The sequence below is a fragment of the Tamlana sp. I1 genome, from assembly GCF_015355625.1.
Classification (GTDB): domain Bacteria; phylum Bacteroidota; class Bacteroidia; order Flavobacteriales; family Flavobacteriaceae; genus Pseudotamlana.
In genome coordinates this window covers 203,003-222,292 of the sequence record NZ_JACLAF010000006.1, presented here as the reverse complement: position 1 = coordinate 222,292, position 19,290 = coordinate 203,003, and the positions used below count along the sequence as shown (strand labels likewise).

At 33.9% G+C, this 19,290-nt stretch carries 21 protein-coding genes and 1 tRNA gene; 11 read left to right on the top strand and 11 right to left on the bottom strand.

From position 1 onward, the window contains the following. Positions 1–23: 23 nt before the first annotated feature. The gene (locus H6X70_RS07230; RefSeq protein ID WP_194766996.1) at positions 24–317 is read left to right on the top strand and encodes a FoF1 ATP synthase subunit delta/epsilon; all 294 of its coding nucleotides are present in this window, start codon (positions 24–26) and stop codon (positions 315–317) included. A gap of 111 nt (positions 318–428) precedes the next feature. Here the strand turns inward: H6X70_RS07230 and H6X70_RS07225 are convergent, their stop codons facing one another. Beyond that, positions 429–926 (bottom strand): c-type cytochrome, encoded by a 498-nt coding sequence (locus H6X70_RS07225; RefSeq protein ID WP_194766995.1) that lies wholly within the window; start codon positions 924–926, stop codon positions 429–431. A 127-nt stretch (positions 927–1,053) separates the two neighbouring features. Then, entirely contained in the window at positions 1,054–1,584 is a 531-nt protein-coding gene (locus H6X70_RS07220; protein WP_228530297.1) for an alpha-ketoglutarate decarboxylase, read from the bottom strand. A 155-nt stretch (positions 1,585–1,739) separates the two neighbouring features. Here H6X70_RS07220 and H6X70_RS07215 point away from each other — a divergent pair, with 155 nt between their 5' ends. Next, on the top strand, positions 1,740–4,478 hold the full coding sequence (locus H6X70_RS07215; RefSeq protein WP_194766994.1) for a 2-oxoglutarate dehydrogenase E1 component: 2,739 nt from the start codon (positions 1,740–1,742) through the stop codon (positions 4,476–4,478). Positions 4,479–4,517: 39 nt separating this feature from the next. Continuing rightward, positions 4,518–5,729 (top strand): 2-oxoglutarate dehydrogenase complex dihydrolipoyllysine-residue succinyltransferase, encoded by a 1,212-nt coding sequence (gene odhB / locus H6X70_RS07210; protein WP_194766993.1) that lies wholly within the window; start codon positions 4,518–4,520, stop codon positions 5,727–5,729. A gap of 480 nt (positions 5,730–6,209) precedes the next feature. On the opposite strand, the gene H6X70_RS07205 is transcribed toward odhB, so the two are convergent. After that, positions 6,210–6,842 carry a response regulator gene (locus H6X70_RS07205; RefSeq protein ID WP_194766992.1) on the bottom strand — a complete coding sequence of 211 codons (633 nt, stop codon included), beginning with the start codon at positions 6,840–6,842 and terminating at the stop codon, positions 6,210–6,212. Between the two features lie 51 nt (positions 6,843–6,893). Beyond that, a complete protein-coding gene (locus tag H6X70_RS07200; protein WP_194766991.1) occupies positions 6,894–7,334 on the bottom strand; it encodes a TIGR02281 family clan AA aspartic protease in 441 nt (146 codons plus the stop codon). Positions 7,335–7,419: 85 nt separating this feature from the next. Here H6X70_RS07200 and H6X70_RS07195 point away from each other — a divergent pair, with 85 nt between their 5' ends. From H6X70_RS07195 to H6X70_RS07160, 8 genes are all read left to right on the top strand, one after another. Beyond that, positions 7,420–8,187, top strand: a complete 768-nt coding sequence (locus H6X70_RS07195) for a TatD family hydrolase (protein ID WP_194766990.1) — start codon at positions 7,420–7,422, stop codon at positions 8,185–8,187. Between the two features lie 3 nt (positions 8,188–8,190). Then, a complete protein-coding gene (locus tag H6X70_RS07190; protein ID WP_194766989.1) occupies positions 8,191–9,222 on the top strand; it encodes an asparaginase in 1,032 nt (343 codons plus the stop codon). A 73-nt stretch (positions 9,223–9,295) separates the two neighbouring features. Next, positions 9,296–9,383 (top strand) — tRNA-Ser (locus H6X70_RS07185). Positions 9,384–9,458: 75 nt separating this feature from the next. Next, positions 9,459–10,232 carry a MotA/TolQ/ExbB proton channel family protein gene (locus H6X70_RS07180; RefSeq protein ID WP_194766988.1) on the top strand — a complete coding sequence of 258 codons (774 nt, stop codon included), beginning with the start codon at positions 9,459–9,461 and terminating at the stop codon, positions 10,230–10,232. A gap of 24 nt (positions 10,233–10,256) precedes the next feature. Beyond that, positions 10,257–10,688: a hypothetical protein gene (locus H6X70_RS07175; protein WP_194766987.1), complete on the top strand. Its 432-nt coding sequence runs from the start codon at positions 10,257–10,259 to the stop codon at positions 10,686–10,688. Positions 10,689–10,692: 4 nt separating this feature from the next. Further along, a complete protein-coding gene (locus tag H6X70_RS07170; protein WP_194766986.1) occupies positions 10,693–11,283 on the top strand; it encodes an ExbD/TolR family protein in 591 nt (196 codons plus the stop codon). A gap of 19 nt (positions 11,284–11,302) precedes the next feature. Then, positions 11,303–11,779 (top strand): ExbD/TolR family protein, encoded by a 477-nt coding sequence (locus tag H6X70_RS07165; protein ID WP_194766985.1) that lies wholly within the window; start codon positions 11,303–11,305, stop codon positions 11,777–11,779. Between the two features lie 151 nt (positions 11,780–11,930). Continuing rightward, a complete protein-coding gene (locus H6X70_RS07160; RefSeq protein WP_228530296.1) occupies positions 11,931–12,578 on the top strand; it encodes a porin family protein in 648 nt (215 codons plus the stop codon). A 28-nt stretch (positions 12,579–12,606) separates the two neighbouring features. Here H6X70_RS07160 and H6X70_RS07155 read toward each other — a convergent pair whose 3' ends face one another. The 7 genes from H6X70_RS07155 to asnS form a co-directional block, all read right to left on the bottom strand. After that, positions 12,607–13,215 (bottom strand): hypothetical protein, encoded by a 609-nt coding sequence (locus tag H6X70_RS07155; protein WP_228530295.1) that lies wholly within the window; start codon positions 13,213–13,215, stop codon positions 12,607–12,609. Next, positions 13,212–14,675 (bottom strand): RNA polymerase factor sigma-54, encoded by a 1,464-nt coding sequence (gene rpoN / locus H6X70_RS07150; RefSeq protein ID WP_194766983.1) that lies wholly within the window; start codon positions 14,673–14,675, stop codon positions 13,212–13,214. Before rpoN ends, H6X70_RS07155 begins: the two co-directional genes overlap by 4 nt. Before the next feature lie 101 nt (positions 14,676–14,776). Continuing rightward, positions 14,777–15,433, bottom strand: a complete 657-nt coding sequence (locus H6X70_RS07145) for a hypothetical protein (protein ID WP_194766982.1) — start codon at positions 15,431–15,433, stop codon at positions 14,777–14,779. After that, a complete protein-coding gene (locus tag H6X70_RS07140) occupies positions 15,433–16,263 on the bottom strand; it encodes an ABC transporter permease (RefSeq protein WP_194766981.1) in 831 nt (276 codons plus the stop codon). Before H6X70_RS07140 ends, H6X70_RS07145 begins: the two co-directional genes overlap by 1 nt. 6 nt (positions 16,264–16,269) lie before the next feature. Beyond that, positions 16,270–17,118: an ABC transporter ATP-binding protein gene (locus tag H6X70_RS07135; RefSeq protein ID WP_194766980.1), complete on the bottom strand. Its 849-nt coding sequence runs from the start codon at positions 17,116–17,118 to the stop codon at positions 16,270–16,272. Continuing rightward, entirely contained in the window at positions 17,115–17,681 is a 567-nt protein-coding gene (locus tag H6X70_RS07130; protein WP_228530294.1) for a hypothetical protein, read from the bottom strand. The genes H6X70_RS07135 and H6X70_RS07130 overlap by 4 nt, the downstream gene beginning before the upstream one ends. A gap of 93 nt (positions 17,682–17,774) precedes the next feature. Then, positions 17,775–19,208: an asparagine--tRNA ligase gene (asnS, locus tag H6X70_RS07125; protein ID WP_194766979.1), complete on the bottom strand. Its 1,434-nt coding sequence runs from the start codon at positions 19,206–19,208 to the stop codon at positions 17,775–17,777. Positions 19,209–19,290 lie beyond the last annotated feature (82 nt).

Sequence of the window (19,290 nt, the reverse complement as noted above, 5' to 3'; positions counted from 1 at the left end):
CAAATAACAAACAACTACAATATATGTATTTAGAAATTGTATCGCCAGAAGCTATTTATTTAAGTTCAGAAGTTGATGCTATCATAGTGCCAGGCGTTGAGGGTGAGTTTGAAATACTTAAAAATCACGCGCCTATAGTATCTTTATTAACTGCAGGAACTGTGAAGATACGAGTGCATACTCAAAGACATTTGGATTTTGATAAACTTCATCCAGAACTAAAACCTCATATGATGGACAATAAAGTGTTAACATTTGAGATTAAATCTGGAACGATAGAAATGAAAGATAATAAAGCCATTATTTTAGCCGATTAAATTTTATTTCATAAGTTATATAATATTAAAAATGCGAAGCAACTGCTTCGCATTTTTTTATGGATAAAAGTCAATATCTAGTTGCTTTTTAGCATCGAATTATAATTGGTATTAAAGCGTTCTAAAGTATTCTAATAGCGCTCTGGCATCATCTTCAGTAAGACCTTGATATGGCATTGGCGAGCCGTTAAATTCGGCTAAAAGTGCTTTTGCTAAAGAATCTTGCTTTACCATTTTTTCAGGGTTTAGCATAATATTCATAACCCATTCTGGTGTTCTTCGTTTTAAAATGTCTTTAGGAGCAGGGCCAATAAATTTTTTGTCGGTTCTGTGGCAAGAGGTGCAGGTTCTGTTAAATATTTTAGAACCAGTTTTGGCTAATTCAGTATTTATATTGGCATCTAAAGTTAACGAAGTAACGGCGCCAATACCCTTGCTGGTTAAATCGATGGTTTTAGATGGTGGTAGGTTTTTGGTTGCTTCAACAGATGTGGTTTCTGTTGAAGTGTTTTCATAAGAAAAACCAGCTTTCTTTTTTTCTTCTTTTTCACCGCAAGCGATAAGTGTAGTAACTAATACGGCTAATAGTACTTTTAAACTTTTTTTCATCTTCGGAAATTTAAAATTCAAAATTACAGGGTTTCACTATGAATATCTATGATAAAAATCATGGGTTGTATCTAGATGATTTCTTCATAATTTATAGAAACACAGGCTGTGTAAAAAACGTCAGCTATTAAAAATAAACTCTAAAAAATGGCGACCATGGATTGGTGTAAATACTCTTGCCGTTGTTGTATAAAACATCATATCTTATCCCAAAAGTAATGTTTCCTGTTCTGTAACCAGCGCCTAAATATAAAGATGACAACCAATATTTGTCGTCGTAGTAGGCACTGTTTCTGTAATTTCGGTCTACATGAAGTTGTTCAAATTCTGCCGAAACTTGTATGGCTTCAATAATATTATATAAGCCTATAACGCTACCGCCAAGAATGGTAGATTTGTAAACATCTTTTTGGTTGTTAAATGTCGCGTTTAAGCCTAAACCTAAAGCAAATTTGTTGTTAAATTGATAAATTCCACTTGGCGCAATAGTGCCACTAAAAAAATTATCACCAAAGCTTAATCCTAAACTTCCTCCAAATCGAACGTGATTCCAGAAGTCGTTAGTGGGCTGTTGCGCCTCTATTTTTAAAATACAGAAGAAGAAAAGAGCAAAAACTAAGCATGCTTTTTTATTAATAAGGAATAAAGTGTTGGTCAAAATATCATATTATTAAAAATTTAACAAGTTTTTGAACATATTCGTTAAATGAATAATGACAGCCATAAATATAGTCAAAGAATCATCTAATTTTACTAAAAGTTGTATTTTTGGGGAATATATTTTGAAAAACCTACAGGAGATTAATAGTAATAATGGACAAGTTTTCTTTTTTAAACGCCGCACACACAGCATATTTTTCCGATCTATATAGCCAATATTTAGAAAATCCAGATAGTATAGAGCCTAGTTGGAGAGCCTTTTTTCAAGGTTACGATTTTGGGAGTGAAGATTATGGCTTAAACGGTGAAATTGTTGAAGGTGATTCAACCCAAATTCCAGAACACGTACAAAAGGAATTTAATGTGTTAAGGTTAATTGATGGCTATAGAATGCGTGGCCATTTGTTTACCAAAACAAACCCTGTTCGCGACAGACGAAGCTATACACCAACTTTAGATTTAAGCAATTTTAATCTTTCCGATAGTGATTTGGATACGGTTTTTAATGCAGGCGAAGTTTTAGGCGTAGGCGCAGTTACTTTACGTGAAATCATTAAACATCTTAATTTAATTTATTGCAATTCTATTGGTGTAGAATACATGTACTTAAGAAACCCTGAGGTTATTAAGTGGTGGCAAGATCAATTAAATAAAAATGATAATCAGCCTGCTTTTTCGGCTGATACCAAAAAATATATTCTTTCTAAGCTAAATCAAGCTGTAACCTTCGAAAACTTTTTGCAAACTAAATATGTTGGGCAAAAACGTTTTTCGTTAGAAGGGGGAGAATCTTTAATTCCAGCGATTAGTAACGTGCTTTTTTATGCGGTTGAAAAATACGGTGTAAAGGAATGTGTATTAGGAATGGCACACCGTGGTCGTTTAAGTACTTTAGTAAACATTTTTAGAAAACCAGTAAACGAACTTTTTAGCGAGTTTGATGGTAAAGATTTCGAAGATGAATTTATCGATGGCGATGTTAAATACCACTTGGGTTTAACACTGGATAAAACTTACCAAAACGGTAAGACTATCAAAATGAACTTAGTGCCAAATCCATCGCATTTAGAAACTGTAGCACCAGTTGCCGAAGGGATTACTCGTGCAAAAATCGATAACGATTATGATGGCGACGATTCTAAAATTATACCAATTGTAGTGCACGGTGATGCTGCTATTGCAGGTCAAGGTGTAGTGTATGAGGTAGCGCAAATGAGTCAGCTTAACGGTTACAAAACCGGAGGAACCATTCATATTGTTGTAAACAATCAAATTGGATTTACAACCAATTATTTAGATGCCCGTTCAAGTACCTATTGTACCGATGTTGCTAAAGTAACCTTATCACCAGTTTTACACGTTAATTCTGATGATGCTGAAGCAGTTGTGCACGCTGTAGAATTGGCTTTAGAATACAGAATGCGTTATAAAAAAGATGTGTACATCGATTTATTAGGTTATAGAAAATATGGTCATAATGAAGGTGATGAGCCTAGATTCACACAGCCTAATTTATATAAAAATATTGCGAAGCATTCTAGTCCGTTTAAAATTTATTCCGATAAATTAATTGCTGAAAAAACCATAGATAAAGCTTATGCTACACAAATTGTAGCCGAGTTTAAAGACACCCTTGAAAAAGCTTATGCAAAATCTAAAGAAGATGATTCTTCTAAGGTTCGTGAGTTTATGATGGAGCGTTGGCAAGGTTTTGTACGTCGAGGTGTTGATGCAATGCTTGAAACGGCCGATACAACCTATCAAAAAGCCAAGTTAGAAAACATTTCAAAAGTGGTTTCAACAGTACCAGAAGGCGTTAAGTTTTTACGTAAAGCAGAACGTATTTTAGATGGTCGTGCTAAAATGGTTTTTGAAACCGATACGTTAGATTGGGGTATGGCTGAAACATTAGCTTACGGTAGTTTACTTGAAGAAGGTTTCAATGTACGTATCTCAGGACAAGATGTAGAACGCGGAACTTTTAGTCATAGACACGCTATTTTACGTGATGAGATTTCAGAAGAACGTATCAATCTTTTAAATACAAATCCAGACAATAAAGGGGAAATGTACATTTACAACTCCTTTTTATCAGAATATGGTGTTTTAGGTTTCGATTATGGTTATGCCATGGCAAACCCAAATACACTAACCATTTGGGAAGCACAGTTTGGAGATTTTAGCAACGGTGCGCAAATTATTTTCGATCAGTATTTATCGGCTGCAGAAGACAAATGGAAGTCGCAAAACGGTATTGTTGTATTATTACCTCATGGTTATGAAGGTCAAGGATCAGAGCATTCATCTGCAAGAATAGAACGTTACCTTCAATTATGTGGAAACGATAATATGTTTGTTGCCGATTGTACAACACCTGCAAACTTTTTCCACTTATTGCGTCGTCAAATGAAACGCGATTTCAGAAAACCTCTAATTGTATTCACACCTAAAAGTTTATTACGTCACCCTAAAGCGGTATCTTCAATAAGCGATTTAGCGTCAGGAGAATTTCAAGAAGTTATAGATGATACCATCAACCCAGAAAATGTAAAGCAACTTACATTCTGTACTGGTAAATTCTATTACGATTTATTAGAAGAAAGAGAAAATCTAGAAAGAGATGATGTTGCTTTAGTAAGAATCGAGCAATTATTCCCATTACATTTAGATAAAATACAAGAGGTTATAAACCGTTATCCAAATGTAGAAAAGTATGTTTGGGCACAAGAAGAACCTAAAAACATGGGGGCTTGGACACACATGGCGCAACGTATGGAGCTTGTTAAATTAGAAGTTTGCTCAAGACCATATAGCTCGGTGCCTGCTCCAGGATCTAGTACCAGAGATAAAAGAAGACAGAAACAGGTTGTAAATAGCGTGTTCGGTTTATAAAATTAAGTTAAAAAGAAAATACCATTAAAATTATAAAAAATGATTTTAGAAATGAAAGTCCCTTCGCCAGGGGAGTCTATTACAGAAGTTGAAATTGCAACATGGCTTGTTGAAGATGGAGATTATGTTGAAAAAGATCAAGCTATTGCTGAGGTAGACAGCGATAAAGCAACACTTGAATTGCCTGCAGAAGTTAGCGGAATTATTACGCTTAAAGCGGAAGAAGGCGATGCTGTAGAAGTAGGTGCTGTAGTATGTTTAATCGATACTAGTGCTGAAAAACCAGAAGGTGGCGCTACTGAAAAAGTAGAAAAGAAAGAGGAAGCACCTGCTGCCGAAGCTCCTAAAGCTGCTGCAGTAGAAACAAAAACCTATGCCTCAGGAAGCGCAAGCCCTGCTGCTAAAAAAATATTAGCTGAAAAAGGTATGGATGCTGGTTCGGTTTCTGGAACAGGAAAAGATGGTAGAGTAACTAAAGACGATGCTATTAATGCAGTGCCTTCTATGGGAACACCAACTGGTGGTTCAAGAACAAGCACCACGAGCAAAATGTCGATGTTAAGACGAAAAGTAGCCGAGCGTTTAGTTGAAGCTAAAAATACAACGGCTATGTTAACAACGTTTAACGAAGTTGATATGTCGCCTATTTTTGCATTGCGTTCAGAATATAAGGATACGTTTAAAGCAAAGCATGGCGTTGGTTTAGGGTTTATGAGTTTCTTTACTTTAGCTGTGGTTCGTGCCTTAAAAATGTATCCAGCAGTTAACTCAATGATAAGCGGTAAAGAAATGCTTTCTTTTGATTTTTGCGATATTAGTATTGCTGTTTCGGGACCTAAAGGATTAATGGTGCCAGTTATTAGAAATGCCGAAAACTTAAGTTTTAGAGGAGTTGAAGCCGAAGTAAAACGTTTAGCTTTACGCGCAAGAGACGGACAAATTACAGTTGATGAAATGACAGGTGGAACTTTTACAATCACTAATGGTGGTGTATTTGGAAGTATGTTATCTACACCTATCATCAACCCACCTCAAAGTGGTATTTTAGGAATGCATAATATTGTTGAACGTCCAGTTGCTATCGATGGTAAAGTGGAAATTAGACCGATTATGTATGTAGCTCTATCTTACGATCATAGAATTATTGATGGAAAAGAAAGTGTAGGATTCTTAGTTGCTGTAAAAGAAGCGCTAGAAAATCCAACTGAAATCCTAATGAATAACGATATTAAAAAAGCTTTAGAACTATAGTTTTAAAAGCATTTGTATAAAAAAGGCTGTTGTATCGATACAACAGCCTTTTTTTTGGTATTATTTTTTTAGAAGGTCTAAATAAAGAGCATTAGGATATTTATACAAATAGTCGTCACTACCAGTAAAGTTAGCCCAATAATACAACATGTGTCAAAGGTGCTGTTCTTGTTTTGCATGAATAAGTTTTTTAACATATTATCGTATAATGTCAATAATTACTCTGCACCTTTCGGTGCAGAGCATTATAAAAAATTCTCTCTCAAAAGAATTAATAGCAGTGTAAAGGTAATTTAGATTAGGCATAAAAAAAATACGCACTTATACGTAATTTTTAAAATGGCCTTAGGTATATAAATAGCGAAAGCTCTAAATCATTACAATTTAGAGCTTCCTATAATTCTCCCTAAGAACTAATTAATAGCATTGTAAAGATACACTATAGTTCTAAAAAATAAAATACGCACTTATACGTATTTTTTAAAAATAGCTTTTATTTAGATTTGCCCAAATGGAAAGCGATGTAGGTCTGTTTCCTAGTTCTAGCTTTTGTACCACATTACTTCGGTGCTTATCAACCGTGCGAACCGAGATGGATAGCTCTTCAGCAATTTCTTGGCTAGTTTTGTTTTTAGATATGAGTTTTACAATTTTTAACTCAGATTTTGTAAGGAGTTCGATGGTGTCTGGCCGGTTTCCTAAATGGGTCTTAACAAGGTATGGCGAAATATCTTCACTAAAATACGGACTCCCTTTTACAACATGTTCAATACAGGTTTCAATTTGATCAATAGCAAACTCCTTCAGAATATAACCATAAACGTTATATTCTATAGCTTTGTCAAAATACTTTTCGTCTTTTTCTAAAGTTAAAAGAATGATTTTGGTGGGTAATTTGTTTTTGTTACAGGCTTCAGCCACATCAAGTCCAGTCATACAAGGCATATTGATGTCTAAAATGGCAATTTCTGGTTTTAACTTTACAATCATATTGTAGGCACTATGACCGTCGTCTGTACTACCAATAATATTGTAGCCCTGTTCCGTTAAAAAGTCTGTTAAACCACGTAAAATAAGGGCGTGATCGTCAGCGATGACAATTGAGGTATTCATTTATTTTGAGAATTTTTTGCTATTAATTCATAAGTGAGTTACCACTTACAATTACAATCTTAAATATAAGTATTTCTTCTCATAGTCTATAACGGCTTTTCCTTTTTTTAATATGTCGGCACCAATTATGCCATCAACAGGTTCCGAATTATGATTTTTAAGTGCCGTATTCACGTGGGTTAGGTTAAATAATACTAAAACAACCTTGTTGGTAGTCCATTTGCCTATTTTTAACTTGTTTTTTTTAGACATTTTTGTGTCCATATCTATGGCGCCTGCGCCAGCCGCCTTTATTAGGGAATCTTCAGCTTTTAATTTAAAGGTTTCAATGCCTTCAAAACCAACGCAAGAACTTGAAGCGCCTGTGTCTAATATAAAGACACCTTTTTTGCCGTTTATGGATGCTTTAATTTCAAAATGATTAGTTTTGGTTAAGTGTAGTTTAACCTTAGCATAGCCTTTATTGGTTAAGAATTGTTGAAGCGTTTCCATAACATTATATTTTTAACCAAATATAATCATGTAAAAACAATTATTTTTGCTGAAGTTTAATAAGGGCCCATTTAAATTCTTGCATTTGATAATTACAGATACACACACCCATTTATATAGTGAAGCTTTTGATGAAGATCGTCATGATATGATTAATCGTGCTATAGAGCAAGGCGTTTCTCGATTTTTTATTCCAGCAATAGATTCAGAGTATACAGAATCTATGCTTCAATTGGAAAAAGATTTCCCTAATCATGTGTTTTTAATGATGGGGTTACATCCCACACATGTTAAAGAAAATTTTAAAGCCGAACTTCAGCATGTTGAAGAAATGCTCGCTAAGCGTTCTTTTTATGCTATTGGTGAAATTGGCATCGATTTATATTGGGATAAAACCACTTTGGAAATTCAAAAAGAAGCTTTTATTCATCAAATTCGATTAGCTAAACAATACAAATTACCTATTGTCATCCATTGTAGAGAGGCTTTTGATGACATTTTTGAAGTTTTAGAATCTGAAAAATCAGATGATTTATTCGGTATTTTTCACTGCTTCACAGGGAATTTAGAACAAGCCCATCAAGCCATATCCTATAATATGAAACTTGGGATAGGAGGTGTGGTTACTTTCAAAAATGGTAAAATTAATCAGTTTCTAAATCAAATCGATTTAAAGCATATTGTTTTAGAAACCGACTCACCCTATTTAGCGCCTGCACCATTCCGCGGAAAGCGAAACGAAAGTAGCTATATATTAAAGGTGTTGGAAAAATTATCTGAGATTTATGGTAAGTCTATAAATGAAATTGCCGAAATTACTACCAGAAACTCTAAAGACGTATTTAAGATTTAGGCTATGAATACATCCAAAGTGAACATTTTATTAATTTATACAGGCGGTACCATTGGTATGGTTAAAGATTTTGAAACCGGTGCTTTAAAAGCTTTCGATTTTAAGACTTTACTTGATAATATTCCAGAAATAAAGCTTTTGGATTGTAATATCGATACGGTTTCCTTTAAAGAACCTATTGATTCTAGTAATATGAATCCCGAATCTTGGGTGCAAATTGCCGAACATATTGAAGCTAATTATTTAAAATTTGATGGTTTTGTGGTGCTTCATGGTAGTGATACGATGAGTTATACAGCTTCGGCATTAAGTTTTATGCTAGAAAACTTAGGAAAACCAGTTGTATTTACGGGGTCGCAATTGCCCATAGGAGATCTAAGGACCGATGCGAAGGAAAATTTAATTACTTCCATTCAAGTGGCTTCATTACAAAGTAAAGGGAAACCAGTTATTAAGGAAGTTTGTTTGTATTTTGAATATAAACTGTACCGCGCTAATAGAACCACGAAGCTAAATGCTGAAGATTTTCAAGCTTTTTCATCATTTAACTACCACGATTTAGCCGAATCGGGTGTGCATTTAAAAATTAATACCGAATATTTATATAAGCCAAACCTAAGAAAAAGGTTTGTCGTACATAAAAAATTAGATCATAACATTGCCTTATTTAAAGTATTTCCTGGGATTACTGAAGCATTTATCCAGAGTATATTTAGTACAAATAACTTAAAAGCAGTAATTATTGAAACCTACGGAGCAGGAAATTGTACCACAGAACCATGGTTTTTAGAAATTTTAACAAAAAATATTTCAAAAGGCATACATATAATAAATATTACGCAATGTGTAGGAGGAAGTGTTATGATGGGGCATTATGAAACCAGTAGCGCGCTAAAAAAGATAGGCGTTATCTCAGGAAAAGACATTACTACAGAAGCGGCCATAGGAAAATTGATGTTTATGTTAGGTCAAAATATTTCTGCTAACATGTTCAAAACCATGTATGAAACGCCGTTACGAGGAGAATTGTCTTAAAATTAACCTTCAAAATTTCAGCGTTCAAAGTTTTTTTTGTTATTTCATCCCCGTAATTAAAGAGACATCAATTAGAGAGGTGGCCGAGTGGTCGAAGGCGCACGCCTGGAAAGTGTGTATACCTCAAAAGGGTATCGAGGGTTCGAATCCCTTCCTCTCTGCTGTGATTTTTTGCGAATTAATTACTTTTTTTTTTTATCTTTAACCCTTTAACTAATAAAATTAAGATCTAGAACATGAAAAGATTATTTTCTATCCTTGCCATAACAGGAATGATGGTATTTGGAACTGCTAATGCAACTACAATTGCAAGTACAACTACTACGACGACAGTAGCAACTATTACTCAAGATGATACAGCTGCTGCGCCTGCTGAAACTTTAGGGTTTCACCAAGAATTAAAAAAGAGATTTATTGAAGGAGGTCCTGGATTTATGGGGATTGTATTATTATGTTTAATTCTAGGTTTAGCGATTGCTATTGAGAGAATTATCTTTTTAAACCTTTCTACTACAAATACAAAGAAATTAACTCAAGAAGTTGAAGACGCATTGGCTTCAGGTGGTGTTGAAGCTGCTAAAGAAGTTTGTAGAAACACAAAAGGTCCTGTAGCATCTATCTACTATCAAGGTTTAGATAGAACTGATGAAGGTCTTGAGGCTGCTGAAAAAGCTGTTGTAGCTTACGGTGGTGTTCAAATGGGACAATTAGAAAAGAATGTATCTTGGATTTCATTATTTATCGCTCTTGCACCAATGCTTGGTTTCATGGGTACGGTAATTGGTATGATTCAAGCCTTCGATAAAATTGAGGCAGCTGGAGATATGCAACCTTCTCTTGTAGCTGGTGGTATTAAAGTAGCACTTTTAACAACTGTATTTGGTCTTGTAGTAGCTATTATACTTCAAATTTTTTACAACTACATTATTGCTAAGATTGATAGTATTGTTAACAACATGGAAGATGCTTCTATTACGTTAATGGATCTATTAATCAGACACAAAAAGTAATAATTTAAAGATTTAAAAAAAATTATGGGTTTACATAAAGTTTTAAAAATAGTAGCTTTCGCTCTGGCTATTATTGGTGCCATTTTTGCACTAATGATAATGACAGGAGACGATTCGACTGCTTTAAGTATGAGCGGAAACATGCTGTACATAGCTTATGTTACATTAGCTATCGTTTTATTCCTAGTATTTATATTTGTAATAAAAGGTTTGTTTGCCGGTAACATAAAAAAGACAATAATGACAGTTGGTGCTTTTGTACTGGTTCTTGTTATTTCTTATGCACTATCATCAGGTACCGATTTAGATTTAAAACCTTTTACAGATAAAGGTTTAGATATTACTGAATCAACGTCTAAAGATGTAGGTGCTGGTTTATATGCATTTTATATTCTTGCAGTTATAGCCATTGGCTCAATGCTATTTGGTGGAGTAAAAAAAATATTTAATAAATAAAGTTATGGCGAAAAGAGCATCACCAGAAGTAAATGCAGGCTCTATGGCCGACATCGCGTTCTTACTACTTATATTTTTCTTAGTAACGACAACTATTGAGACAGATTCGGGTATTAACCGTAAACTTCCTCCAATGGAAGAATCTGAAGAAGACGTCGTTATTAAGCAAAAAAACATCTTCACTGTTTTATTAAACGGTAAAGATCAGTTGTTAGTAGAAGATGAGCTAATGGAACTTAAAGATCTTAGACTTGCTGCAAAGGAGTTTTTAGATAATGGTGGCGATGGATCATGTACTTTTTGTAAAGGAAAGAAAGATCCAGCTTCATCAGATAATCCAGATAAGGCTATCATTTCGCTAAAAAACGAACGTGAGACCACTTATAAAACGTATATCGCTGTACAGAATGAATTAGTAGCAGCATATAACGAATTAAGAGATGCTAGAGCACAATCTTTATACGGTAAGTCATTCAAAGAAATGGAAGACAATTATAAAGATGTAAACTGGCCAGGGAATAAAGAAAAGTTAAAGGGACAAATTGATCAAATTAAGCTTGATTATCCTCAGAAACTTTCAGAAGTTCAAAACTAAAATTTAACATTTATATTATATGTCTAAATTTAAAAAGAAAAAAGACGGAGGAATTCCAGCAGTAAACACAGCGGCTTTACCCGATATTGTATTTATGTTATTATTCTTCTTTATGGTGGCCACAGTGATGAGGCAAAACACTTTAAAGATCGAGAATAATTTACCTTTTGCAGATCAGGTTGAAAAACTGGATAAGAAGGATTTGGTTATGTATATTTATGCAGGAAAACCAAGTGAAAACTACAAGCAATTTGGTAATCAAGCAAAAATTCAGTTAAATGATAACTTTGCTGATGTAAAAGAAATTGCTAGTTTTATTGCTGCTGAACGTGCTTCTAAAAGAGAAGAATTAGTTCCATTTTTAACAACTGCTTTAAAAGTTGATAAAGAAGCTAACATGGGATTAATTGGCGATATTAAACAAGAATTACGTAAAGTTAATGCACTTAAAATAAACTATACCACTAAAAAGGGTAGTGTGTTTGGAAGAGATTAATTTACTTTCTTAATTTTATAAATAAAGGCGTTTTGATACAATCAAAACGCCTTTTAATTTTTATATCTTTATTATCTGTACTAATTAGACTATTTACTTTTGCCTGATGAGATGTTTTGTTTTTCTTTCTATTTTTCTGTTAAATATAGCTTTGTGTTTTGCGCAAGAAACATCTACAACCCAAGTAGATTCGCTTTATAAAGAAGATCAGTTTTATGCAGGTGCTACTTATAACTTTATTAATAAGCGTCCAGAAGGGCTTTCTCAAAATGGATTTTCCTTCGGTTTTAGTGTTGGATTTATTAAAGATATGCCTATTAATAAGGCGCGAAACAAGGCCATTGGAGTAGGATTGGGTTATGCAACCGATTCTTATAACCAAAATCTTTTTATAAGTAAAAATAGTGATGGCGATTTTGTTTACAGTATTTTATCTGATGGAAGCTCTTACTCCAAAAACAAAATACGATTCCATTTAATTGAAATGCCAATTGAATACAGATGGCGAACCTCTACGCCTACAGATTATGCTTTCTGGCGTATTTACACGGGTTTTAAATTCGCTTATGCCATATCTAACACCTATGCTTATAAAGGGGAGTTAGGAGCGTTTAAATACCGTAATAATCGTGATTTTAATAACTTTCAATGTGGGTTAACCTTAAGTGCGGGTTATAATACCTGGAACATTCATGTTAATTATCTACTCAATTCTATCTTATCTAAAAAAGCGCATTTAAGTGGCGAGAATATTGATATCAGTATTATTAAAATAGGACTTATATTTTATGTTTTGTAAGTTGTACAGATAGTTTTAAAGCTTCAATTTACAACCAGTAGGGTACTAATATTAATTGAGGGATTAAGCCTATAAAAGCGCCTATAAGCAGTTCTTTAGTGTTATGTGCATTTACATGCAGTCTTGATGTCGCTACGGCACCAATTATTATTGCCATAATACATAGCGTTCCATTGATGTTGATGCTAAAATGGATGCTTAGTGCGATTATAAACATTAATAGCCCATTTACGCCTATCATATGAATACTTGCCTTGAATTTAAATAAAACTAAGATTAAACAGGCCATATTAGAGATTAAGATCCCTACAAAGAAAAAGTAGAGTTCTACAGCTTGACTTGGAGGTACAATTTTTTGAATTATAAGCAGTATTATAATGCAATTTAGAAATAAAGGAATAATTCTTTGCTTGGTGGTTTCAAGATAAATTGTTGTGACTTTCCCTAAAGTTTTTAAAAGAAAAAACATTAGAATGGGTAGTAAAACAGTAAGGATAAAAAGCGAAATTAGTTTTGCTTTAATTAGGTCTAATGGAATAAATCTTGGCGCCTTTGCAAAGTAAAATACAACCCCTGCGAGGGGCATTAATAATGGATGGAAAATAAACGAAATACTTTTTAAGAGTTTATCCATCATATTTTTTTACGTAATCTAGCAACAGGAATATCAAGTTGCTCCCTGTATTTAGCAACAGTACGTCTGGCTATTGGGTAGCCTTTATCTTTAAGAATGCCAGCTAAAGTTTCGTCAGTTAAAGGTTTTTTCTTGTCTTCTTCTTCAATAACTGTTTCAAGAATCTTTTTAATTTCACGAGTTGAAACATCTTCACCTTGATCATTTTTCATTGATTCTGAAAAGAATTCTTTAATCAATTTAGTACCATAAGGCGTATCGACATATTTACTATTTGCAACCCGCGATACTGTTGATACATCCATAGAAATCTCATCGGCAATATCTTTAAGGATCATGGGTTTTAAGTTACGTTCATCGCCCGTTAAAAAATAGGCTTCTTGGTAATGCATAATCGCACTCATGGTTACAAATAAAGTTTGCTGACGTTGTTTTATGGCTTCTATAAACCATTTGGCTGCATCTAATTTTTGCTTAATGAAGATTACGGCATCTTTTTGAGACTTCGATTTTTCTTTCGTGTCTTTGTAGCCTTTCAGCATGTTATTATACTCTCTAGATACGTGTAATTCTGGAGCATTTCTTCCGTTTAGAGTGAGTTCCAATTCGCCATCTACAATTCTTATAGCAAAATCGGGAACAACATGTTCCACGATGCGGTTGTTTCCTGCGTAGGAACCTCCTGGTTTCGGATTTAAATGTTCTATTTCAGAGATGGCACCTTTAAGTTGTTCTTCGGTGATATTAAATTTTTGAAGCAACTTTTTATAATGCTTTTTTGTAAACTGATCAAAGGCGTTATCGATAATATTTATAGCCAATTCGGTATCGGCAGTTTTATCTTTTCGATGCAATTGAATGCTTAAACACTCTTGTAAATTTCTTGCGCCCACACCTGCGGGATCTAATTGATGAACTATGCGTAATACCTTTTGAATGGTTTCTTCAGTGGTATAGATGTTTTGAGTGAACGCTAAATCGTCCATGATATCACTAAGCTCTCTTCTTATGTAACCGCTTTCATCAACGCTTCCAACTAAAAATTCAGCAATATCATGCTCCTCATCAGATAATCTGTAGGTATTTAATTGGGTAATTAAATGTTGTGTAAATGAGGTACCTGCAGCATAAGGCATGGTTTTTTCTTCATCGTCACTGCTGTAATTATTAGCCTGCGTTCGGTATTCCGGAATTTCATCATCACTTAAATATTCATCAACATTAATGTCGTCTGTATTTATCGATTCGTTATCGTTAATTTCATCAGATGAATTATCGAAGTCAGCATCTAAATCATCATTTATGCTTTCTTCTTTACCGCCTTCTAAAGCTGGATTTTCTTCCAATTCTTGCTTTAAACGTTGCTCGAAAGCCTGTGTTGGCAACTGTATCAATTTCATTAATTGAATTTGCTGCGGCGACAGTTTTTGCGATAATTTAAATTGTAAATGTTGTTTAAGCATGATTTTAGTTTACCTCTACCAAAAATAATTAAATTAGATGAATTACTTGATTACAGCAAGTGCTTTCTTGATTAAACTCGTTTTTTATGTAGATAATTGCCTTAGGCCTTGTAAATAATATCGGTGTAGGTGAAGTTTAAGAATATAGTTCCTGTTTTAACTTCGCCAGATTTGTACTTCTTTTTGTCGATAGTCGCTTCTTTTCCCATGTATTTTAGCGGGATTCTAATGCGTTCAATTTCAAATTGTACTTCAATTTGTTTAGGAAGCACACTTGATGGCTTGTCAAAATGCATTTTAACCAAGTAACTACCGTCTTTTTTAGTGTTTATTTCAGACTCTATAATTCTATCGTTTTCAATATCGATTAACACGGAAGCAATAGAGAAATCGGCTTTTTTATCGGTTGGAATGATATTTACAAGTTTATATTCTTTATCATTTCTTTCTTCAAAACCACGATCTACAGTGATAAATGGATATTTAAACAATTGGTTTAATGAAACGTCTAATCCTTTTTTAGGAATAAGCACAAAATCGTCTGAAACAACCTTGGTATCTTCATTTTTAGTATAGACTATTTTTGCAAATTTATTCGGAATATTGATGAAGCTAATAGCGACTTCTAGCTCTAAATCTGCTGAAAATTTTTCAATAGAATCAAGGCGTTCCTGTACTTTTATAATGTTGGGGTCTATTACTTGCGCGTTTAAAAAACAAGTGTAAAAAAGAAAAATATAAATTGAAAAACGTGCCATTAACCGATGTCTTTTTTGTTGAAAATTACAATGCCAATAAGCATCGTAATTATTGTATATAATATCATGATGCTTGAATTCCAATAGATTTTATCCCATGGAATTTCAAAATAAAAAAGGTATTGCCAAGTGTCGCTTAATTTTGCAAATAGCCAATTGTTTAGAAAATCATTATGAAAATCGACCTTTAACAGCAGGTTTGAAAGAATTAAGAAGAAGGCTGCCGTAATCCATGTTTTGGTAGATTCTTCAAAAATAATGGCTAAAGTTAGACTAACAACCGATAGAAAAACCATAGAAATTGCGCCATAAATAAAGGCGTATTTAATGCGGTAAAAGGCATCGGCCGATTCAAAGAAATTAAGCGTATCTATAAACACAAGTAAATCGCCTCTGCCAAAAAGCGAATAAGAAAGCACGAACGATGTTATTGCTAAAAAGGCAACAATTACTAAGGTAAATAGTATGGCTACAATGTATTTACTCAGGATGAATTTCCACTTAGAAACCGGTTGAAGCATTACGGTTAGCAAGGTTCTGTCGCTGTATTCGGATGTTAAACTGCCTGAAATTATAATGATTAAAATTAAGGGCAAATGAAACCATAAGGTGTTTAAAATAAGATAAATTAAAAGGTTGCCATTTAGTAAATTACCTTCAAAATGAAAGGACTGACTTAAGTTATCCAATAAAATATCTAATACATTCTGACCTTGGGAATAAGCACTAAATAAAATAATGACCTCAATTAAAAATGTGGCAATTAAAGCATAGTAGGTTTTTCCTTGTTTGAAGAGTTTGAAAACTTCAGCAAAAATTAATCTTTTCATCCTATTTTAAGTTTCAAACAATTTATTCATGTTAATTTCTGGAACACAGGATTCAATTTGAATGTGCTCTTCATATAACTTTTGAAGCAGTACAGCAATGTGTTCGGGGTCAATTTGTACCGTTACACTGTTCTCTTTAAAAACAGTATTATAGGCTTGTAATATGCTTGAATTTGCAATGTTGTTTGCCGAAATGGTATAGGCTTGCGTACTTTTATTTATTAAAGCTTTGGTTGTGCCCGAATGAACAATTTCCCCTTTTTTTAATACAGTTAGGGTATGGCAGATTTTAGCCAGCTCGTCGATAATGTGTGACGAAATTAAAATGGCTAATTTTTCTTCTTCGGCAAGCGTGATGATTAATTTTTTTAGTGATGAAATTCCCATAGGGTCTAAGCCTGAAAAAGGCTCGTCTAGTACCAAACATTCTGGGTTGTTTAGTAAGGCAATGGCAATGCCAAGACGCTGTTTCATGCCCATTGAAAAGTTTTTCACAGGATCTTTTCGGTCTAGCGGAAGCCCAACTTTTAGCAAACCATTTATAATGGATTCCTTATCGCTTTTTGCGCCTTGAATGCTCGCAAAAAGTTTAAGATTATCGTATGCGTTTAAGTATTCGTATAAGGCGGGTTTTTCTATTATGCCACCAATAGGTTTTACGCGTTTAGAGTTTATAATAACGCTGCCACTATCGGGTTTTAGTATTTTTAATAAAATTTTAAAAAGTGTTGTTTTTCCAGAACCGTTAGCACCAACAATTCCTGAAATTTTTCCTGCAGAACAGGAAATTGAAACATCATTTAAAGCTTTTAAGGATTTATATGATTTGGATAAGTTGCTTCCAGATATAATCATAAACTAAGTTGTAATTGAAGCGTTCTAAAATCAAATTTAGATTGATAACCTCTTTCTAGAAAAGTACGTTTCCAGAAGTATTTTTTAAAAGCAAACAGAGGGTCTTTTACCATAAAATAAGGTATGTAATGGTACCACTTAATTCCTTTTGATTCGTAAAAGGATGTTACTTTTTCTTCAATACCTAACTCGCTAGCTGCTACAATAGCTGCCATACGTTGGCATTTAGACCCCATATAAAGTTGTGCAATTCTTTTGGTATAGCCGTAAACGTAAAATTGATCTTTAGCTCGTTTGTAATTTTGGTAACGCGACCAGCCATCCATCATAACAAGGAAAATATGAACGAACGAAAACATAAAACACCAGCACCAGAAAATAATCACCCAGGTTGGACTTTCAATATAAGCAGCTTTTAGTTTTATCCAATAAAACCAAGATTCTAAAACGAATAATATTAGTGAATAATAAAGGAGACGCCCTACCCGAAAGTAGGAGATTAAAGGATGTGGTTGTTCTGGTAATTCCTTTATTTTGGGTGTTATAAAATCAATGCTATTCAAAAGAGGTTGGTAAATATCTTCGGTAAAGTAACATAATTAATGAATGATAACAAATTGCATTCATCTAAAAAACGTCAATTTCTTTGTTAGCCTTTAAAATTCAGCATTTTGTGGTGTTCTTGGGAAAGGAATCACATCTCGAATATTACTCATTCCAGTAGCAAACATAACCAATCGCTCGAAACCTAAACCAAAGCCAGAATGAACCGCAGTACCAAACTTACGTAAATCTAAATACCACCAAAGCTCTTCTTCAGGAATATTAATGGCAGCCATTTTTTCTTTTAAAACATCAAGGCGCTCTTCACGTTGTGCACCGCCTACTATTTCTCCAATTCCAGGGAAAAGAATGTCCATAGCGCGAACCGTTTTACCATCGTCGTTTAAACGCATGTAAAAGGCTTTAATATTGGCAGGGTAATCAAATAAAATAACAGGGCATTTAAAGTGTTTCTCTACAAGGTAACGTTCGTGTTCACTTTGTAAATCGGTACCCCATTCGTCAATTATATATTTGAATTTCTTTTTCTTATTGGGCTTGCAATTGCGTAAAATATCGATAGCCTCTGTGTAACTTACCCTTTTAAAATGGTTGTCGGTTACAAAGTTTAATTTTTCAATTAAAGTCATATCGCTACGCTCTGCCTGTGGTTTGCCTTTGTCCTCGTCTTGTAAACGTTTATCTAGAAACTCTAAATCTTCTTTGTTATTTTCTAGAATGTACTTAATAACCGATTTCATGAAATCTTCAGCTAAATCCATGTTTCCAGCCAAATCCATAAATGCCACTTCGGGTTCTATCATCCAAAATTCGGCTAAATGGCGCGAAGTGTTCGAGTTTTCAGCTCTAAACGTAGGTCCGAATGTATACACTTTTCCTAAAGACATGGCATAAGTTTCGGCTTCTAATTGTCCGGAAACAGTTAAATTGGTTTCCTTTCCGAAGAAATCTTTAGTATAATCTACATGTCCAGCGTCATCTAGTGGCGGATTTTTAGCATCAAGATTGGTGACTTTAAACATTTCGCCGGCACCTTCAGCATCGCTACCTGTAATAATAGGGGCATGCATATAGTAAAAACCGTGCTCGTTAAAGTATTTATGAATGGCAAAAGATAATGAAGATCGCAAACGCATTACGGCGCTAAACGTATTGGTTCTAGTGCGTAAATGGGCGTTTTCTCTTAAAAATTCGAAAGAATGTTTTTTAGGTTGAATGGGGTAGGTTTCAGGGTCTGAATCGCCTAAAATACAAATGTTAGAAACTTGAATTTCAACCTTTTGTCCTTTTCCTTGGCTTTCCACCAATTCCCCTTTTATGTGAATGGCAGCGCCTGTTGTAATTCTTTTTAATAAAGCTTCATCAAACTTTTCAAAATCGACAACACATTGAATATTGTTAATGGTAGAGCCATCATTTAAAGCAATAAAACGGTTTGCTCTAAAAGTTCTTACCCATCCTTTAATTTCAACCTCTGGTATAACAATGTCTTGTGTTAATAGTTCCGAAATAGTTTTCTGCTGCATCTTCAATTGATATTAAACTGTAAATATAAAATAATAAAACCCTAAAATTAAAATTATAAATCGATAAAATGATATGAAATTT